Source organism: Flavobacterium sandaracinum (assembly GCF_004349135.1).
Taxonomy (GTDB): domain Bacteria; phylum Bacteroidota; class Bacteroidia; order Flavobacteriales; family Flavobacteriaceae; genus Flavobacterium; species Flavobacterium sandaracinum.
Map to the genome: position 1 here is coordinate 12561 of NZ_SMFN01000020.1, position 18954 is coordinate 31514.

Here is an 18954-nt window from a genome sequence, read left to right on the forward strand (position 1 = left end):
TGTGCCTTTATACTTCTTTTTTTTATCAATAAATATCAAACTTTATATTTTTAAAATATAAGTAGTTGTTTTTCAGCGTTATATGATTTATTCCAAATGGGTACTATTTTACTGTTTTTTACAACAAAATCCGTGCGTATTACTTCCCATTTACCTATAAAATCCCTAATAGCGTAAAACTGTCTTTTGCTCAAAGCTTTGTTTTCATATTGGCTCTTATAGTTGTTCAAAACCGTAATTTTTCCTTTATAAATAATATTCCGTACTAAATCTATTTTACTCCTTTGCGTGCCTTTCGGGGCTTCAATATCATTGTAGAAATTCAAGCCATCCCACTGGTTAAAAAAATCACTTTGGATCACTTTTAAATATTCATTTGATAAAAATTGATTTAGTTGTAATTTTTCAACTCTACGGTGTACAGTTTCAATTCTTAGAATATGGTGTTTAAAATTGCCTATTGGTTTCCTGCTGTCTTGCATTTCAAACAACTTATCATACATTTTAAAATGTACCCTAAAATCCCGATGCGTTCCCGTTGTTATTTGCCTGCTTTCTTTAAATTTTGGCTCAATTAAAAACGGCTTTTCCATCTTACCAATGCTATGCACTTTCTCTAAAACAAATTTCACATCGATATCAAATTTTAGGTTTATTCCAACTTCAAAAAATGTTACTTCTATATCGTTGGGATCAATGCCTGTATTTGTAATTAGTCGGTTAAATGTCCCTTTAGCTTGAACCATTGTAAAGCTGTCAAAATTGGTTAAATAGCCACTTTCTAAATGGGAGTGATATTTATGTATGCTTCCCGTTATTTTTAATTTATTCCTTGTGTCAATCTGAATAAATAAACCTCCAGTGAAATTTTTAGTAGTTCGGTTATCGTAATAGATTAAGCCGTTTAATGAATTACTCACTAAACGGCTTTTCTTAATTATGTTGGTTTTCTCTCTTTCTGACAAAGATTTTTTAACCATTGTAATATTGTCAATCATTTTATATATTTGCAAAGTGCTTTATATTAATATTTGCAATTTTGGTATTAGCAACGATATTAAAAGCCCCTTTCGAGGGGCTTTTTTTATGCCCTGCTTTCAATAAAATAGTCAATGTCCGACCGCTTTATAATTACCTTACTATACTTTTCCGACTTCATTTTAGTAACATTAAAAAAACCTTTCTCAATGTAGCTTTGCAGTGTATTCCTGCTACACTTCAGCACTTGCATTGCTTCTTTAGGTGTTAAAAACTCCTTTTGTCCTGTTGCTTTCATGTCTAACACATTCTTTGCAACACTAACAACTAAGTTTTTTAAATCGTTCCATTCGCTCAAAGGCACTGTAATAACCGCTATATTGTTTACTTGTGTTTCCATGTTACAAATTTTATTTGAAGCGTTTAACGGCCTGGGGGTTTAGTTCAAAAGTTGCATTCTTAAAGAACATTAAATCTGACAATTCGGTTGTATCGCCAATTTTACCCGTTTTCGTTTCTAACTGGTTTAACTCATTTAAAAGCTGTGCTAATTGTCCCAGTTTGGTAAATGCGGTCTGTTGGTTTTCGCTATCAATGAATAATGACAAACGATTGTTAATGTGATCTATGGTTTCCGTTGTTATGGTTACCGATCCTTTAATAATCTCAAATCTTTTTACGCTCCAGTGATAAAATTCCCTTTTACTTCTATCTTGCTGATCTTTTACTATGTCCGCTATAATTTCATTCGTTCCTTCTGGCTTTTCTATCAATTCAAAAAGCTTTTCTTTATTGAGCGTTAGCCCTCCAACTTTCATATCTTCGCCCGCTGTTAGTTTGTCGGTTACATAGGCTTTGGGATTTTCAAAAAGCGTTTCTAAATCCGTGTTTGTTGCAATGATACCAACCGAACTAAGTCTATTTACATAGTTTTGAAAATAATTCTTTTTAGGCTCTAGCTGTTGAATTTCGCTATTAATTTCACCTAGATTTTTTGATAATAATACTTTTTCGAATGCCATAATTTTGATATTTATTTAGTTGAAAATTTTTCTAGTCTGTGGAAAAATTCTTTTAAATTTTCCTCTTTGGTTGCTTTTTGGTTTTGCTTCATGAAATCCGCTTTAAAATCAACGCTCAATTTCGTGAGGTTCACTTTGTAGCCCTCCCAGTATTCGGGGGTTTTTACAAGTTTTTGCAGTTTGTTCCGTTCCGCTAGTTTAAACCCCTCCTGTATGGTTCTATCAATAAATTCCTTTTCCAGTGAATCAAACATTTTTAAAATTTCTTGATTTATTGGAGTTAACAAACTTTCTACCTCTTTAATTCCTTTTACTTCCATGTTTACGCTGTGATTAATTGATTATTATTTGGTGTGTTGTAGGTTAACACTTCTTTTCCAAAAACTTTAACCCTTGTTTTAGTTCCTGTTAAATCCATATTCTCATTATGGATCATTACTTTTTCTATTATCAAAATTCTTTTCATCGTATGGGTTTTGGTGTTTTTTAGTCTTCTTTTTCTAGTACTGGGTCTAGTATTTCCGCTAATTCATTAATCCAAAAAAAACCGTTTTCCGCCCATTCTGGATTTATGGGATTTTTTGTTTCGTCTAGTCTCATTATTGTTAAAGACAAAATATAATTTATTCGTCTTAAGTGCGTAGCTAGTGATTGTTCGGATATAACAGTATCTAAGAAATCATTTAATTTTGGGTTTGTGTAGCCTACTTGTGCTTTTTCATTTGCCATTCTTATGCGTTTTTTTGAATTAAATTATTTCTTTTTGTTTGGGTTTTTTAGTTCGTTTGTGGGGGTAGAGTTCCACTCGTTTGCCTTTTCTTTGGCGGTTTTAATCATTGCATTTAGACTGTTAAAATCAGTATGATTTTTTCCTATATCTTTGATGATCTCTTTTTCAATTTTATTACAATTCGAAATAGCACTTTTGTACAAAAGTTCTTTTTCCCATAATTCATAATCAAAGGCGATTGCCATTTTTCCTATTTTTTGCTGTTCCCTTGTTTTTTTTGGAAAAAACTCTATCCAGTGTTTCATTTTTTTGATTTTTACATTATTTTTCTATGGTTCTATTAGTTCAGTAAGAAGTTTGTAACCCATATCGCTAGACGCTTTTATTTCAAATGCTTGTACGTTTTCACCTTTTGTAAATGGAAAATTATAATCTTCAATAACAATATTTAAAATGCCTAGTGTATTTAATAGATCGCTAAACACATAAATAAATCCTGCTTTTTTTAAAAAGTCGAATAGTTCCCGCATTAAAACCCTTGGGTAGGTATCCTCATAATTGCCTCTTTCAATAGCACCAAACAAAACCCCAGTTATTGTTATTTCGTAATCATTTTGCGCCCAACGTTCTTTTATTGTTCCTCCAGTTACTCGTTTGGCTACCTTTCTTTTTATAATTGCGTTACCTCCCGAAACACTAATTAAAGGCTCAAAAGGAAATAACCATCTAGCTCCATTTTCCGAAAAGCTAAACAACAAAGGGAAATATTGTTGCTTTTGGTCTAATGGTTGGTTTGCGCTCCAATGGTTTGCTATAACTGGAGAAGAAACCGCAGTGATACCCGTTACATTTTGAAAGGGCAAAAAAGGAATAGGAGGCAATACTTGCTTTGTGAATTGATTATCAAATACCTTATTGCTTTCTAGTGTTGCAACTGCCTTACCTCCCATTAATGAAGCAAATAAAAAGTCGTTGTTATTCATTTAATTAGTTTTTAAATACGGTTTAAATTCTGTGGTAAGAGTTAATTAATCTTTTTTTACAACTGGCTTTTTTTGATCTTGATACTTTCCTTTTCCTACGGCTGTTTTTATATCTGATAGTGGCGTTTTCTTGTTTTTGGCTTTGTGCTTTTGCTTCATATTCTCAATTAAATAAGGTTTCTTGTTTTGGTGGCACTGGTTCAATTTTCTGTAAAAGCAATATTGTAATTTGCTGTTTTTTAAAATCTATATTTTTGCTTTTGTACATTTTTTGCATTAACTCGATGGTGTCCTCTCGATTGTAGCCAGTATCTAAATAACATATATAATCACTCAATTTTTCTAAGTGGGTTTTGATTACTCCCAGCACTACGGCTTTGCCTTTATATTTCCGCTGTAGATAAATCTCAAATTGATTATTTTTAAAATGCTTTCTTGGATTATAAACCCGTATTGTCGAAAAACATTTGCAGTCTAATTTGTTATTCCAGTTAATGGAAAACTCTAGCCGTTCCATAGGTTATGCGCTTGCTACGGCTTGGAGTTCTTGTATTGCAGTGGCTTTGGCTTCTTTGTACTCTTTTAGGAATTTTGTCGTACTTTCCATTATTGCCAAATCACTTTTTGTTTCTACACCACGCAAAAATCGTTGTACCGTGTCATAATTAACATTTGCCATTTCTGCTATTTTCCTGCCAGCTCCATTTGGTAGCTGTTTTTTAATTTCTTGAATTTCCATAATTAAATGATTAAAATTAGTCAAACATTTTAAGCAAAAAAAATATCTTTGCCGTTCTGATCCGACAAAGATATAAAAATGTTTGACTAATTTTAGTATATTTTGAAATATTTTTTTTATTTTAAATATTTATTAAATATTTCATCATCAGTACCATGCTTTTTGGTAAAGTAGTCATTATTTATTTTTTGTTTTATATTGGAAATAAGATAAAATGATTTGTCATATTTATCAATTAAATAAGAGTTTTTTGTTTTTGAAATACTTTCTTTAAATCCTTCTAAACTTTCATAAAAGTATGCGGTATTAAATAGCATTGTTATATTTTCTAAGTCTTTTACTTTTAAGTTTTTCTTTAAGTAATTTTGAAATTGCTTTTGCATCGTATTTCCAAAATAATTAAAAAGTGTTTTTTGATGAATGTTGTTTTCTAATATAAAATCACGTAAATTAAAATCTATTAAATCATCTTGTATTTTGGCGGTGGTTAAATAATAATATTCGTTTAAATTAGAAATAGACACCGTAGTACAATATTTAAAATAGGCAGTTATAAAAGCTGTATCAAACTCCTTCAATTCTTTAGTGACAATTTCAGAAATTAATGTAATAGCATTGATTTCATTATTAATTAAATCCTTGTCAAAATCATCTGTTGAATTGAAAATTTCATTAAAATTTTCCTCGCTATAATACTCATTAAAAGTTATTGATTTTACTTTTGTATTTTGTCTAAATGCAACTAAAAGTAAATAAATACTATAGTGTTTTACTCCATTAATTAAATATGGTTTTAAATTAGTATTTAAAAAATGCTTTACTGTTATTTTACTGGTTTTGCTCATTGGTTTGCAATTTTGGTATTTGTACCGCAAATTAACAAAATAGTTTTACCTAATTAATCAGTAAAAATACTTTTGTAACAAAATGCGGATATTTTTTTATTGAATAGATTTATTTCTTAAAAATCGAACGGGCGATAAATAATAAATATTTACCGCCCGAGCTTTGCCCGACCCACGAGCCTGACCCTACAAATGTAGTCTTTTTTGCGGTTTAACTGGATTTTTAAAAATTTATAGCAATCAGTTCATTTTCTACGGTTGCATCCATAATATGCCCGTAAATTTGGGTTGTGGCTAGTTTTTTATGTCCTAAAATCTTTTGTACTGTGGTAATTGATACGTTTTTGTAAAGTAAGTACGTTGCCGTTGTATGTCGTGCCGTGTGAAAAGTTATTATTTTATCTTTTATCCCTGCTAATTTCGAAATCTCTTTTAATTGTCGGTTGCAGTGTTGGTTTGTCAATTCTGAAAAACAGAAAACGGATCCAAAATTTGTGTATTTATTCAGTATTTCAGTGGGTTTGCCGTTGAAAATAGCATAAATTGGAATTCGTACACTTTCGTTTGTTTTCTCCATTGTTTTTATAAGCCAATCTTTACCAGCAATGGAAACAATGTCTTTTTTCTGTAAGCTAAAAACATCGCTATAACGCAATCCAGTATAAACCGAGAACATAAATAAATCTTTTACAATTTGATACTTTGCGTTTTCTCCAATTAGTTCTACATTTTCAAATTGTTCTATTTCGTTTGGGCTTAAAAACACTTTTTTACTATCTCCCGTTTTTACTTTAAATTTTCTAAATGGGTACTGCTGTACATTCATTAAATCTTTGTTGATTGCTAGGTTTACATAAGTTTTCATATTTTTAAAATATTTCCAAATCGTATTTTGCATTAGCTTTTTTGGTGGTGTATCTTTATCCTTAAAAGTGATTTGAATTTTACGCAAAAAACAATCAAAATCGTTTAATAACTCAAATGTAATATCCTCAAAATAGATCACTTTTTTAAATTCCTTTAATCTTGTTAGTGTAGTACGGTGGTTCTTTTTTGTGGATTCTGTTAAATTCATTTTTTCAATTTCCAGTTCCATAAACTCCGTAAAGGAACTTACTGCATCGCCTTTCATAAAATCGTTTAGCATTCCCAAATTAAAAGGTTTTCCCGCATTGATTTTGTCAAGTTCAAAATTTTCTAAATCCCGTATTTTTTCGGCAATTTGTTTATTAAGCTTAATGGCGTTGGGGTAATCCGTTTTTATCGTTCGGGTTTTATTGTTCCAGTAGTTTGGCTCAATGTAAATTTGGGTAGAAAAATATTTATTTTTCCCGTTTAAATAGCACTCAATTTGCACCAAAGATTTGCCGAGTGTATTTAGCTGATTTTTACGGTTATATATAGCCGTGTAGCGTGTTTTGTTCATAATATTTGCAATTTATTAAAGCAAATGTAAACAAAGATTTTTGATAAAATGGGTAGAAATCGGGTAGAAAACTGGTAGAAAAAAGACTGATATTTAATGATAATCTTTTTTATCAAAAAATCGTAAACCCTTGTAAAATAAGGACTTTAAACAAAAAAAGCACTCTAAAAGAGTGCTTTGTGTGGTCCCACCTGGGCTCGAACCAGGGACCACCTGATTATGAGATAGACTATTAATGTTTGTATTTAATTGCATTTAGCTTCAAAGCTACTGTATTATAGCTATTTATCATTTTTAAAAAATATTTTTGTTTCATCCTGCTTCACAACATGTATGCAATTGTTGTACGTATGTTGAACTTTTAAAAATATTAAAAATGAAAGCTAGTGTAAAAATCATCCTAAAAAAAACAATGCTTAATGATGGCACTTTTCCAATTAATTTAAGAATAACGATAAACAGAAAATCGAAATTCTACAAAACCCCTTACAATGTATTACCAAAATTTTGGAACAACAAAGCAAATGAATTTACATCTAAATTCCCAAATTATTTACAATGTAATCGAATATTAAATTCGATAAAACAAGATGCTTCTAAAATATTAAATATAATGATTGAGGAAGGTCATAACTATTCTCTTGAATCATTTGACTCTTTATTTAGACCTGAAGAAGTTAAAAAACTAAGCTTTATTGCTTATTTTGAGGAGAGAAAACTTCAATTAAAAGAATCTGGAAAAATAAGTTCAAGCTGTTCCTATCGTGACACCATTTCTGCTCTTATGAGATTTAGATCAACAATTATAACTTACGATTTTACAAAAATTAATTACGATTTTCTAATAGCTTTTGAATCTCATTTAAGAGCTCATGACTGTAACGATGGTGGTATTGGCGTATATATGCGCAATATTAGAGCCATATATAACTCAGCAATAAAATCTAAAATTGTTTCTAGTGAATTTTATCCTTTTAAAGATTATATAATTTCAAAATTGAAATCTAGTAAAGTAAAGAAAGCTTTAAGTAAACATGATTTACAACTATTACTGGACTATGACATATCTGAAAACAAAGAGGGTGCGAAAGCATTGTATGCTTATCTATTTAGTTTTTACTGCCGAGGTATGAATTTCACAGATGTAGCTGAGTTAAAATGGGAAAATGTTGATTTAAGCAGTTTTTCGTATATTAGAAATAAAACGCAAGTAAAATTAAATGTAAAAATTCCAAATAATAGTTATACGAAAACAATTCTAAACTACTTTAAAATTTATCGACCATTTGATACCGATTATATTTTCCCGATTTTAGATAAAGATGAAAAGCTGTATACAAAAGAAGAATTGAGAGGTAGAAAAAAAAGTGTTTTAAATTATTATGGAAAACTTCTCAACATTATTGCACTTCAATGTGGTATTAAAAACAAAGTCACTTTTTATACTGCTAGACACACCTTTGCAACAATATCTTTAAAAAAAGGTATCAATACCGTCATGATTAAGCAAGCCTTAGGACATCAATCTATTAAAACAACTGAAACTTATTTAGAAGATTTCAATACAACAGATTTAGATTTCGCCTTTGAGAACTTAATTTAAAATTATTGGAACTTTAAAATACAAAAACTTCATCTTTTTACGAATGTAATTATAGTTTCCGATAAACTTACTTTTTTATAATCAGAAGGATTATCAATCCACGGTTTTTTCCTTAATAATTTTCACAAAGAAAAAAAGAAAAAAAAAGAAAGTCCTCGCATTAGTGGAGGTTTCAAAAGAAGTCAAGTTTTTTTGATAAAATACAACCCGAAAGGGTGGAGATTTTATCAAAAACCTGAAGGGCTTGAACTTTACTTTTTGAAACAGGAACTTTACTTTACTATCTTTTTTTTATTTTTTTTTAGAAGATGTATGTTGTCGTTTAGCACTTTTCGGGAAAGTTCTTGTGAAAAGGCAATAAACACCCCCAAGCACCGCAGTCCCGTCTTTTTCTGACGGGACGGGGAGCGCAGTGGCGGGGTTGCGGCAATCGAACAGCCACCATAGACATGGGAAGTGAGCGAAGGCACGCAGCGAAAAGAAGTGGCTATGAGCGTGTAACGGCAGGGAAAAAATATAATATTCCCGCCTTTTTTTGGCGGGACACCTTGATTTAGGGCAAAGTGCTAACGGAGCCAACCCTGATGGCTGGGCGAAGGAGCAACCGCTGAAAAAACAAGGGGCGACAGGCACAATACTGCTGGAATGAAGAGAAACGTAGCTTGCGGAGTGTAGCGGAATGAAGCTGTATTGTGGATGTAATAGCCCCGACGAACGCAGGAAGCGACCGTGTGAAGATGAGGAGCGATATGGCGCAAACAAAACAGCTGCTGTTTTTTAAGCTGCTGTTTTTTTTATAGCCGTATTGCGTCGGTGGAATGGAGGAAGGAGGCTTTTTTTGCCGATGACCGACTGGAACCGCCGAGCGGAACAAAGGAAGCGACCGTAGGGAGACCGCTTGATTGTGTTGTTATCTTAAAAAGGATAGTTGTTATGGATGTAAATCAGTTCCTTGTTTTTTTGTGGAATGATTTAAGTACTTTTAAAATTGGACTATTTTTATCCAATTATGGATTTAGAATTTATTGACGTGAGGCTTATTTTAAAAGTAGATAAACTAGCAGTTCCTTATGGATTAGAATATGAAGCTTTGTTTTTGACCGTGAAAAGCTATCGAATATTAAGCAAGAAAGACAAAACCACTCGGATATAATCCGATAATTATATATTTCTTAAGGCTGGTGTAATATCTTAGTCTGGAGACAAGCGAACCTTATTTAAACGATTCAGGAATTTGTAATTTATTTTTATTGATAACATGTAATGCTTCGGGGGAATATCTTTTTAGTTTATCTGAAATATTCAATTCATTTTTGAAGCCAAAACCTACATAATATAAAAGGTCAAAGAACTGATGCACGTCCGGACTAGAAATAAAGAAGTTTTCACTGTTGCAATACTTTAAAAAATTATCGCGATCAAAAAGAAAATAGGCACATAGTTCTAATTCGTCAGAACAAAACATTCTTCCATGTAATTTTTCTCTTTCCAATAGGAATGCAGGAAATTCAAAGAGGTGATTATTTTTTCGTTTTAAAGTTATAAGAAAGGTTTCAAGGTCATCAATAAATACCGCCCAAGGAAAATTATCGTTTTCATCTATTTCCAATAGATGACTAAGGTCACATTGAATTTGCCCAAATCGTTCTTGAGTGACCACAATAGTGAATACTTCAATGAACTTTGCTGGGTAGATTGTTTCAAGAATTTTACCGCGTTCATTTTTGATTTCAAAGGGTTCGTCACCGTTGAATAAATCTTCGATTTCTTTGGCCTGTTGGTATCCCTTACCTATGGATTTCTTAAAGTCATCATTAATCCTATCATAAGCTTTTATAGGGTCACGAAAAGGTATTCTATATTTGTTGGCCTTACATTCAATAATGTAGGCGTATTTTCCTTTCAGTATAAGCAAATCCTTTTCAGGTCCATTGACTTGGTAGTTGCTGTAAATCTTTGCTTCCTTACCAAAAAAGTCACGAAATACTTCGTGCGTTTTATCTTCGAGATAATTCTCTCTTCTCATAAGAACCTTTCTTCCGTTTTTATCTGCTTCCTTGCACAGCTCAAAAAGATAATCATATATAGCAGTAATGAGTTGTTTTGAATATAGAAGAGCAATGTGATCGGGATCTGTCATTAACAATGGTTTAGATAGGTAATCACAGGTATCTGTATAATAAAGATAATTTTCATTTTCATTTGGAATCATCGTAAATATTACTAGTAACTTATGTACTTTTTCTGAGGGTATACTTTCCTTTAGTTTATTGATCGCTATACCTAATCCGAGAACGCCATTTTCCGCTAAATAACTAACTTGTAACAGCTCATCATTTGTTAGTGAGGTAGGATTTTCACGCATTTTGATGATTAATATATGTTCTTCCGTACTGTATTTATGGTTGAAATGTTGATTATATATTTCGATTTCCAGATTTGTTATCAAGAAGAAAAAATCAATAAAATCCTGAATTTCCAATCCAGTTTCATCTTTAATATGTGATTCAAAATGTTTGAATGTTTGTCTGATTCGTTCAACATCCTGCTCAAAATAGCTTAATGATGCATTTAGATAATAATTCAGAAAAGTACTGTTGCTTATAAACAGACATTTTAAACTTTCCTCAGTATAATCCTGAGTTATGAGATTTTCTGGTGTACTGACGTAACAGTCTTCTATAGCGTTCAACAGACGGACTATATTTTTATACTCGTCACCGTAGGCCTCAAATCGTTTATTTCCTTTGAAGTCTGTACTGTGATATAAACTTATGAGATACATTAATTGTCTCACAGGAGAATGGAGCTCCACTATATTACTCTGTGTTCGCCAATGAGCATTGCATAGATAGCAACATTGTGCTACAAAACTTTGATGATTGTACTTTCTAATATAATCTTTCAGTTCTTTGGATAATTTCTCTATATGATCGTTCATGTTTTTGGCTAAATCGTAAAGTGGAAAAGCATCACAGATTGAAAAGTAATATATTTCAGAAGTTACCGAGCTACCCTTAGATGCTTTTCTTATTGTTATTGGTTTTTTAAAAGTTTCTGAGATTTTTCTAATCCAACTAAAAAATTATTGTTTTTTGAATTTTCCCGAAACAGACTATATAATGTTGATACATATTCTTCCTTTAAGTTTTCTGATAGTTTTTTGCAAATAATAAATGCAAGATTTTGTTTAAAAGAATGCCATAGTTCATTTAATACAATTTTATTTCTAGCTGAATTGAGATCTAAATCGTTAATTCCATTTAAATCCAAAACAATTAGCATAGGGAAAGGCCAAAGCAACGTAGTTTTTTTAGCATTAAAATTGTATTCAGAAAATAACCCCCCTGAGTAGTTTATGCCATGTATTGAGAAAGATACATTTGATTTAGCCACTGTTTGTGTACGAGGAGTTAATTTAATATCACCTGTATCGTTTTGATTGTCAGTGATTTTATCCCAGTTTTCTTTTGGAACTATTTCTTTCTACCTTAGACTATCAAATATGTTTTTTATTTCTTTGTCGTCAATAGAATCATTGTTCTTACTTTTATTGCCAGCACTCCAATCGATATCATCATTCTCGTTTTTGTCTACAATTTTCTTTTCAATAATTGCTTCTATATCTGAATAATCAATATTATATTTCTGTGCACGAGATATTAAATCAGTCTTAGTTTCTTCAAAATCTTCTTCTGTGTGCTCAGCTTCTAATTCTAATATTGTAATTATTCTCTTTTTAATATTTTCGTCATCTTTTACAATACTACTATAATCAAAAAAAACAGATTCAAATCGTTCAAAAGTATCTAATTCATTTATATCCGTTACATGTTCTGAACAGGCATTAATGATTTCAAAAGCATTAAATTCAATATCATATTGAAATCCCTCAATCAAGTTTATAAAACTATCGAATTCGAAATCTTGCAATTTATGAGTGTTAATAGTATGTACTAGAGTTTTTTTAACAAAATCTTCAAGTTCTGGGATCTCATCGATTTTGATACTATATCTTAATGTGTCGAGTTGGTTATAAATAGACAAATCATCTTTGTAGAAACGATGGTATGTTGATCCTTTGAGAGTAGAAGATTTAAAAACATCAAATTCATTTATAATGCGATTTACAACTATATTAATATTGTCATTTGATAATAAAATTCTGGTTTGTACTGAATAGCCAAAATCGTTTTTAAAAGAAAAAACCCGAAACATTTGATTGAAAAATAAAGTACATTCTAAGATGTCAGTGATGTAGTCTGAATAATCTCTAAAATAAAACACTAAAAAATCTTGAACCGATGGATTTTGATACTCAATTGCAAATACATTATCCTTGTCTTTGACCGTTTTTATAAAAGTATTTTCCAATTCACGAATTGATTTGGTGAATTCAATTTCACTGTATATTATACCATATTTAGAATTAAAGTGTCGTGCAAAATTTTGAATCACCAACTTTAGATCGTTAAGTAAAATAGGACTCCCACAAGCCATTAGATTTACTAAAATTATTTGAGAAAGTTTAGAAATTTGATTTTCAAAAACATGTTTCCATACACTTTGAGGATTCTCGATAAATTCTAAAAAATTTTCTGAAAATTTATCACTGTCAATAGTTTTCCAAAAATCATCGTTTGTTATCGTTTGAATAATTCGCGGATTATAAGTTCGATGATTAATTATTTTGAGATATGCGTTATTATCCAATAAGTTAAGGATGTGGCTTTCAGGGATATTTGAAAAATATAAATGATTGTATAAAATTTTTGCTTTTACCAATTTTGTATATTGAGACAAATCAATAATGCACTTTGCAAATTTTAAAGATTGATTATTGAATGCGTCATATTTTTGTTTGGCTTGTGCTAAAATATACTCTCTGGTCGTAAATATTATTATTTTGTCTTTGGATTTAGATATTTTCTCTATAAATTTAACTATCCTTTGTTCTTCATTATTACTTAATTTGTTTTCTAAGAAATTCGTTCCTAAAAAATCGTCAAATAAAAATATTTGTTTGCGCCCTTCTTTATATAAAGTATATCCGTCATTAATTGAGTCTGATAAATAAATAAAATCTTCAAAACCATTAGCTAAATAATGAAATACTAATACTCTAGCTAAAGTTGTTTTTCCAATTCCAGGGATACCAGATATTATAACATATTTTTTGTCTTTAATGATTTCAATTGCTTTATAATAACTTTCATTATCGACATAAACATTTACCGTTTCTTTTATAGTTTCGATTTCAAAGTTTGATTGATTATAAATCTTGCTATTCAAAATTTTATCCAATATCGTGCTGTTCGAAAGCCATAATTTAAAATGCTGTCTTTCAATTTCCGGGTATTTGGAAATTAAATTATTTATATCATCTTTACCATAAACATCAGCTGTAGACTTAATATATGGGGAGAATAAATTTACTATTTGATCCTTACGACTTGGAGACAAACCAACTGAAGTAGAGACAATATATCTTCTTGGTTTTAATTTAAAAACTTTTTCTTTTTCCTTTTTTAAATTAGAAAAAAATGATTTATAATCTGAATATCTTTTACATTGAATGATGATTTCTTCATCATTTGCAGTTGAATATCTTAAGTCAATACCATTATCACGGCCACTTGCAAATGTTTCTAATGTAATTTGCCATTCCTTCTGCAATAGATCTCTACTTAGATCTTCAAAGTCTGATGGTGAAAGATTTAAAAAATCGTAATTGCTCATATTGGGATAAAATTTTTAAAAAATTAGTTGATATATAAGAAAGTCACAAAACCGTTATGGGATTACATCAGCATCGGAGATTGTATTTACCTCAATTTAAAATAAATTTAAAAAGACATTATTGTTGGCTAAGGCCTCCATTAAAATTCCTTCATAATGGTTTCTTCCAAATGAGCTAAAATGATTTTTAACTTCTTGTAATAGATTGGTTTGGATTAAATCGGGTTTGCCTCTGTAAACAGTTTTTCCTTTATAAGAATTAAGAACCCTTTGATAAATATTACCTGTTTTATCATTATACTTATCAAGAAGTTTAATTCTTTTAAAATGATACTCAATCACTTGGTATAAATCTGAATCTATACCATTTGGGTTATCAATACGAAATTTAATTATCACATTTGTTCTGAAAAATCTAACATCTGCAAAAAGAAATTGTTGTGTTGGTAATATATCAGTATAAAGATTAATTATACCTGTATAATTAGGGTCTTGACTAATCCAATAATCATTTTTAATTGGATTACAAACAGCACAACAAGGGAATAAATTTAAGTGATTAACAGAGAATTCGGGAAAAAGTGATTGTGGTAGATAGTGATCTGTTGTATTGTCTGTATCTATTCCACAAAATTGGCAAACCGAACGTAAATAATTCGGCTGGTTTTCTTTTATTCTCGCAATTAACTTATCTAAAGCGTTAGTTGAGTCAGAATAACATTTCCGCAAATATTTCTTTTCTTGTAGAGTATAGACTTGGCTCGGTAAGTTTTGCAAGGTGTTTTTATCAAACTCTACTTTATAATTACCATATCTATTTAAAATTGTTGGCCTTAAAGCCTGTAAAATAGTATGAGCAGGCTCTTGTTTACTTTTATGAATCAAATCAAATTCATCTATTGGGACAGTATTTAAAGGTATCAGGTTACGCATTTAATTCTTTCTCTGGATTTTCGTATTGGTTTAATAAAAATGTAGTCGCACTCAGACTTAATTTGTTTTCAAAAATGGATAATACACTTTTGTATGAATGTAGTTCGCTAAGATTTTTAAGTACATGCTTGTAATTGTCATCAACTTCCATTGTTTTAAAAACTTTTTCGGTTAAGACATCTATATTTTCACCAAAACTTTCGATTCCTAATTTATATACCATTGGAACATTACCTTGTCTTTCAAAAACGTTTACATATCTCCCAGGAATTTCCTGTAAAATGATTGGAGAGTGAGTTGCTAAAATTGCATATGAATCAAATTTTTGAAGAATATATTCTATCATTCTGATAAAGTTTGCAATTGCATTTGGGTGTAAGTGCATTTCAGGTTCATCAAAAAGCAAAATTGAATTTTTCTTAATATGAGCTAATATCTCAGTAATTACGTACATTAAAAAACTTTGTCCCGAACTTAATAATTTAGAGTTTTTATTGTTTACTATTTCATAATTTTCATTTTCAAATATTTCAGTGTAAAATAAATCAGCTAATTCTTCATCGAGAATAGTTTTCATAACATTGAACCATGTTAGCGCTCTGTTACTTTTGCTAAGAATTAATCCTACAGATTCCTTGTAATTTTCAACTAATTTTGGACCAGACAGTAATCTGCCGTCTTCATCTTTTAATCCACAATATTTATAACTAAACGATTTGTCCTTTTGAGGTCTTGCAAATTTATCAAAAGCACTGTAAGAAACTGCTATTACTTTACTGAATAAGGGTCTCGAGGGAGTAAAAGTGTCATCCTTTAGCTTGCTTTTGGATTGACCACTTAAATCCAAAGCAAATTTTGCCAAAAATTGAGTTTTACCTGTACCATTTTTTCCAATTAGAGAAATCATCCGATTAGGCAAATTTTCACTGTCTCCAAAATTGAAGTTTACTGTATGGTCTCCATCTGTATGATCTAAATCACATTTATAAGTAAAAATAAAATTTTGTTCTTGAGGTAAACCATAAATAATTGATTTAGCTTCTTTAAATGCTTTTTGAGCTTCACTATTTCTAATCAATGAAACTCTAAAATTTGAATAATGTTCAAATTTGTCAGCTAAGGCATTATAAAATGCAACATCATTAATTTTATTTAAGGCTTCATTAAAATCTTCTTTTCCTAATACATTGTAGAGAGTAGTATAATACTCCATATCTTGTCCTAAAGAGCAAAATTCTTCTGAAAGTTCATCAAATACCTTATCAATTATATTTAAAGTTTTAAATTCCGACTCGTGCATTATTTTAACATATCCAATTTTATAGCGCTTCCTTTGTTTGTTAAAATATATTAGTTCAAAACTGGTTCTTCTGCTATAATCATCCCAACTATCATATTCTAATAAAAAAAAGGGGGATTGAATTTCTTGAATATTTTCAGGATTTATGTGAAATTTTATGTTTTTCATATTTAAGTATATAGACAATTATGAATTTAAGCGTAAATAGAAACCTGATAAGTCAAGTCTACTTATTGTATTTTAAGAATTTTCAACAATAAAAACTGTTTTATTAATCGCAGTGCATAAAGATTCATAATGTGTCATATCATTACCCAACAAAGTAAAAACATCAGCTATCACTTCCGGTAATCTTAAAATCAATTCATCGTGTCTTGTTGCTTTTTCAAAAGATGTAAAATGTGAAAAGTGATGCAAAATTTTAAGTTCATTTACGTCTCCGACAAGTTCAACGATTCTACTATCAATTTCACCTTTGTTGCCAGGTAGTTTTATTAAGGTGTAAATTTCTAAAAATCGACGGACTGCGTTCGGCATTAATATGTAATTTGGGTTTTGTATACTACAATCTGACTCGAAAAAATTATAAATCAGAGAGAATAAATAGATATATTCCGACTTATAACTAGCCAAAGATGATGGCATTTTTTCTATTATAGAGGAATCAATCGCCACTTTTTTAATAAAAAACGAATTGCAAGCGGAGACCTCTCTGGTACCTTGTTCTGTTGGTATTTTTTTCTTCCGTTTAATATTGTTAGCGTCTCTTAAGAAAGAATAAAATTCAAAATTATGTGTTGACACAAAAAGTTGCAAAAAGCAATCTATCACTTTAGCTGGATTGTCCGGATCAATTCCTTTTCTGAAGAAGAATGAATTAATCAATGAAGTGATTTGAGCAATATGGTTCGCGTCCAAACTCGAAATTGGGTCGTCAAAAAAAACAATTGTTTCTAATAATTTACCTGATTCAAATAAGCTATCTAGCATTACCATAAAGTGAGAAAAAGCAATTGCAGTTTTTTCACCTTCACTTAAATTCTTCGCGATGATATCCCCTCTTTTTAATACGAAATGATTGTCATAAGTAACATCAATCTTAATATCTTCTCTTTTTAGAAACATTTTAATAAACATGTTCAGCTCACCCTTACCCGCGGTGATACTTTGAAGTTGGTCAGAGTACTCCTTGTTTTCAATTTCTTTTGCTAGAATACGAGCATTAAAAATTTGATGATATTTTTCTTCAATTTCTTTTTTTCTTTTGAATTCAAAGTAATTTTCATCAATTAAATATTTCGAAACTAAATGTTTTTTGTAGCTATCTCTTGCGCTATCTTGATTTGATTTAAAATTTTCTACTATTTGATTATGTTCTTCAAATACCTTTTTCACATCGGTAATCCATTTCGATAAAATAGATTCTACTTCCGTATTCATTTCAGGTAAAGTTTTGGTGACAAATAGAGAATTCGTCAATTTATCTTCGATTATTGATTTTAGTTGATTTAGAACAGAACAATATTCTTTGCAAACAGTAGAGTATTCCCGTACTAAATCTTCAAATATTAATTGTAAGCTTTCATTTAAATCATTCTTACTTTTGTTTCGAATATCAATTTTTTCAAAATATTCTATTTCAGCATTAATTTTATTTATTAATTCTACAGATTCATCTTTTAAAACTGCTGCTTCATTTGAGAAATAAGTATTTAAGTTCATTACTCTCTCCGGGATTAAATCGGATTTACAAAAAGCACAATTTTCCAGATGTTTTGATTCGTGTAATCTGACACCTGTTCTTACCCAATTATACAAATCCGAATCATCGTCAAGAATTTCTTCCTGAGTGGCTGCTTTGGGCTCTTTGCTAATAAAATCACTTACTTTTTGGATTAAGTCATTCAATTTATTAGCATATTCCTCTATGTCTATTTTGTCTTTGTCATTTTTTGAAATAGAATCAGCTTTGATTTTAATTAATATGGCTTGATCTAAAATAATATTATTTAGAACCTCTTCTTTGGTGCCTATTAATCTTTCTAAATGTCCCTTATTAAATTCAATTAGACTGTTGAAATGATCGTTTTTTATTATTCTAGCCTGATTGGTAAATTTTGAAGCTGAAAATTCGTTAAACCTATTTATAAAAACCGAATTATCGGTAATCTTTAATCTCGCTTTGGCTATATATTCTTCATTAGCTACAATTAATGGTCGCAAATGAGCATTTTTACCAATGTCGAAAGTTATCCCTTTCATTTTTTTGTCGTCAGAATCGAACCTCAAATTATCTTTGATGAAATCAGAATTAAAAACCCTTACATTGAATGGAAAGGAATCTATATTCGAATGGTTTATTTTTGTACCATCCTCTAATATAATTTCAAATTCAATATCAGGAAATTCTTCGGAATTGGTTTTCTTATTTTCCATGAATGAAAATAGTCTTGACAGAGTTGTTTTTCCAGAATAATTCCAACCATAAATCATATTTTTATTATTGAAATCAGGTAAGGTTCCGCTATGTCTATAATTTTTATAAACACCGAAGTTTTTTATATATTGAATCCTTTTAATCATTGTTGTGTACTCGATTTAATTACTCTTAATTAAAGACAAAATAGAAAGACATCTTTTTAATGAGGTTTTGCTA

At 30.1% G+C, this 18954-nt stretch carries 19 protein-coding genes; 2 read left to right on the plus strand and 17 right to left on the minus strand.

The window, feature by feature from the left end; genetic code table 11:
• Nucleotides 1-50: 50 nt before the first annotated feature.
• From E0F91_RS14270 to E0F91_RS14315, 11 genes are all read right to left on the minus strand, one after another.
• Nucleotides 51-998: a hypothetical protein gene (locus tag E0F91_RS14270; protein ID WP_132067128.1), complete on the minus strand. Its 948-nt coding sequence runs from the start codon at nt 996-998 to the stop codon at nt 51-53.
• Nucleotides 999-1084: 86 nt separating this feature from the next.
• A complete protein-coding gene (locus tag E0F91_RS14275) occupies nt 1085-1378 on the minus strand; it encodes a helix-turn-helix domain-containing protein (protein WP_132067129.1) in 294 nt (97 codons plus the stop codon).
• 10 nt (nt 1379-1388) lie between these two features.
• Nucleotides 1389-2000 carry a hypothetical protein gene (locus E0F91_RS14280; protein WP_132067130.1) on the minus strand — a complete coding sequence of 204 codons (612 nt, stop codon included), beginning with the start codon at nt 1998-2000 and terminating at the stop codon, nt 1389-1391.
• An 11-nt stretch (nt 2001-2011) separates the two neighbouring features.
• The gene (locus E0F91_RS14285; RefSeq protein WP_132067131.1) at nt 2012-2320 is read right to left on the minus strand and encodes a hypothetical protein; all 309 of its coding nucleotides are present in this window, start codon (nt 2318-2320) and stop codon (nt 2012-2014) included.
• Nucleotides 2321-2322: 2 nt separating this feature from the next.
• The gene (locus E0F91_RS17780; RefSeq protein WP_165930142.1) at nt 2323-2466 is read right to left on the minus strand and encodes a hypothetical protein; all 144 of its coding nucleotides are present in this window, start codon (nt 2464-2466) and stop codon (nt 2323-2325) included.
• 20 nt (nt 2467-2486) lie between these two features.
• Entirely contained in the window at nt 2487-2729 is a 243-nt protein-coding gene (locus E0F91_RS14290) for a hypothetical protein (protein ID WP_132067132.1), read from the minus strand.
• Nucleotides 2730-2753: 24 nt separating this feature from the next.
• Nucleotides 2754-3035 carry a hypothetical protein gene (locus tag E0F91_RS14295; protein ID WP_132067133.1) on the minus strand — a complete coding sequence of 94 codons (282 nt, stop codon included), beginning with the start codon at nt 3033-3035 and terminating at the stop codon, nt 2754-2756.
• A 24-nt stretch (nt 3036-3059) separates the two neighbouring features.
• Nucleotides 3060-3713: a DUF6046 domain-containing protein gene (locus E0F91_RS14300; protein WP_132067134.1), complete on the minus strand. Its 654-nt coding sequence runs from the start codon at nt 3711-3713 to the stop codon at nt 3060-3062.
• A 520-nt stretch (nt 3714-4233) separates the two neighbouring features.
• Entirely contained in the window at nt 4234-4452 is a 219-nt protein-coding gene (locus tag E0F91_RS14305; protein WP_132067135.1) for a hypothetical protein, read from the minus strand.
• A 116-nt stretch (nt 4453-4568) separates the two neighbouring features.
• Nucleotides 4569-5297, minus strand: a complete 729-nt coding sequence (locus tag E0F91_RS14310; protein ID WP_132067136.1) for a hypothetical protein — start codon at nt 5295-5297, stop codon at nt 4569-4571.
• A gap of 223 nt (nt 5298-5520) precedes the next feature.
• Complete coding sequence (locus E0F91_RS14315) at nt 5521-6723, minus strand: site-specific integrase (protein ID WP_132067137.1); 1203 nt, start codon at nt 6721-6723, stop codon at nt 5521-5523.
• A gap of 376 nt (nt 6724-7099) precedes the next feature.
• On the opposite strand from E0F91_RS14315, the gene E0F91_RS14320 reads away from it, so the two are divergent.
• Both E0F91_RS14320 and E0F91_RS17785 read left to right on the plus strand, forming a co-directional pair.
• A complete protein-coding gene (locus tag E0F91_RS14320; RefSeq protein ID WP_132067138.1) occupies nt 7100-8326 on the plus strand; it encodes a site-specific integrase in 1227 nt (408 codons plus the stop codon).
• Between the two features lie 1009 nt (nt 8327-9335).
• Complete coding sequence (locus E0F91_RS17785) at nt 9336-9479, plus strand: hypothetical protein (protein ID WP_165930143.1); 144 nt, start codon at nt 9336-9338, stop codon at nt 9477-9479.
• A gap of 60 nt (nt 9480-9539) precedes the next feature.
• Here E0F91_RS17785 and E0F91_RS14325 read toward each other — a convergent pair whose 3' ends face one another.
• The 6 genes from E0F91_RS14325 to E0F91_RS14350 form a co-directional block, all read right to left on the minus strand.
• Entirely contained in the window at nt 9540-11267 is a 1728-nt protein-coding gene (locus E0F91_RS14325; RefSeq protein WP_132067139.1) for a hypothetical protein, read from the minus strand.
• A gap of 95 nt (nt 11268-11362) precedes the next feature.
• Nucleotides 11363-11722 carry a hypothetical protein gene (locus E0F91_RS14330; RefSeq protein WP_132067140.1) on the minus strand — a complete coding sequence of 120 codons (360 nt, stop codon included), beginning with the start codon at nt 11720-11722 and terminating at the stop codon, nt 11363-11365.
• A 90-nt stretch (nt 11723-11812) separates the two neighbouring features.
• Nucleotides 11813-14065, minus strand: coding sequence for an nSTAND3 domain-containing NTPase (locus E0F91_RS14335; RefSeq protein ID WP_132067141.1), 2253 nt, complete (start codon nt 14063-14065; stop codon nt 11813-11815).
• A 96-nt stretch (nt 14066-14161) separates the two neighbouring features.
• Nucleotides 14162-14998, minus strand: coding sequence for a hypothetical protein (locus E0F91_RS14340; RefSeq protein WP_132067142.1), 837 nt, complete (start codon nt 14996-14998; stop codon nt 14162-14164).
• Nucleotides 14991-16466: an AAA family ATPase gene (locus E0F91_RS14345; protein ID WP_132067143.1), complete on the minus strand. Its 1476-nt coding sequence runs from the start codon at nt 16464-16466 to the stop codon at nt 14991-14993. Before E0F91_RS14345 ends, E0F91_RS14340 begins: the two co-directional genes overlap by 8 nt.
• A 72-nt stretch (nt 16467-16538) precedes the next feature.
• Nucleotides 16539-18881, minus strand: a complete 2343-nt coding sequence (locus E0F91_RS14350) for an AAA family ATPase (RefSeq protein ID WP_132067144.1) — start codon at nt 18879-18881, stop codon at nt 16539-16541.
• Nucleotides 18882-18954: the final 73 nt, after the last annotated feature.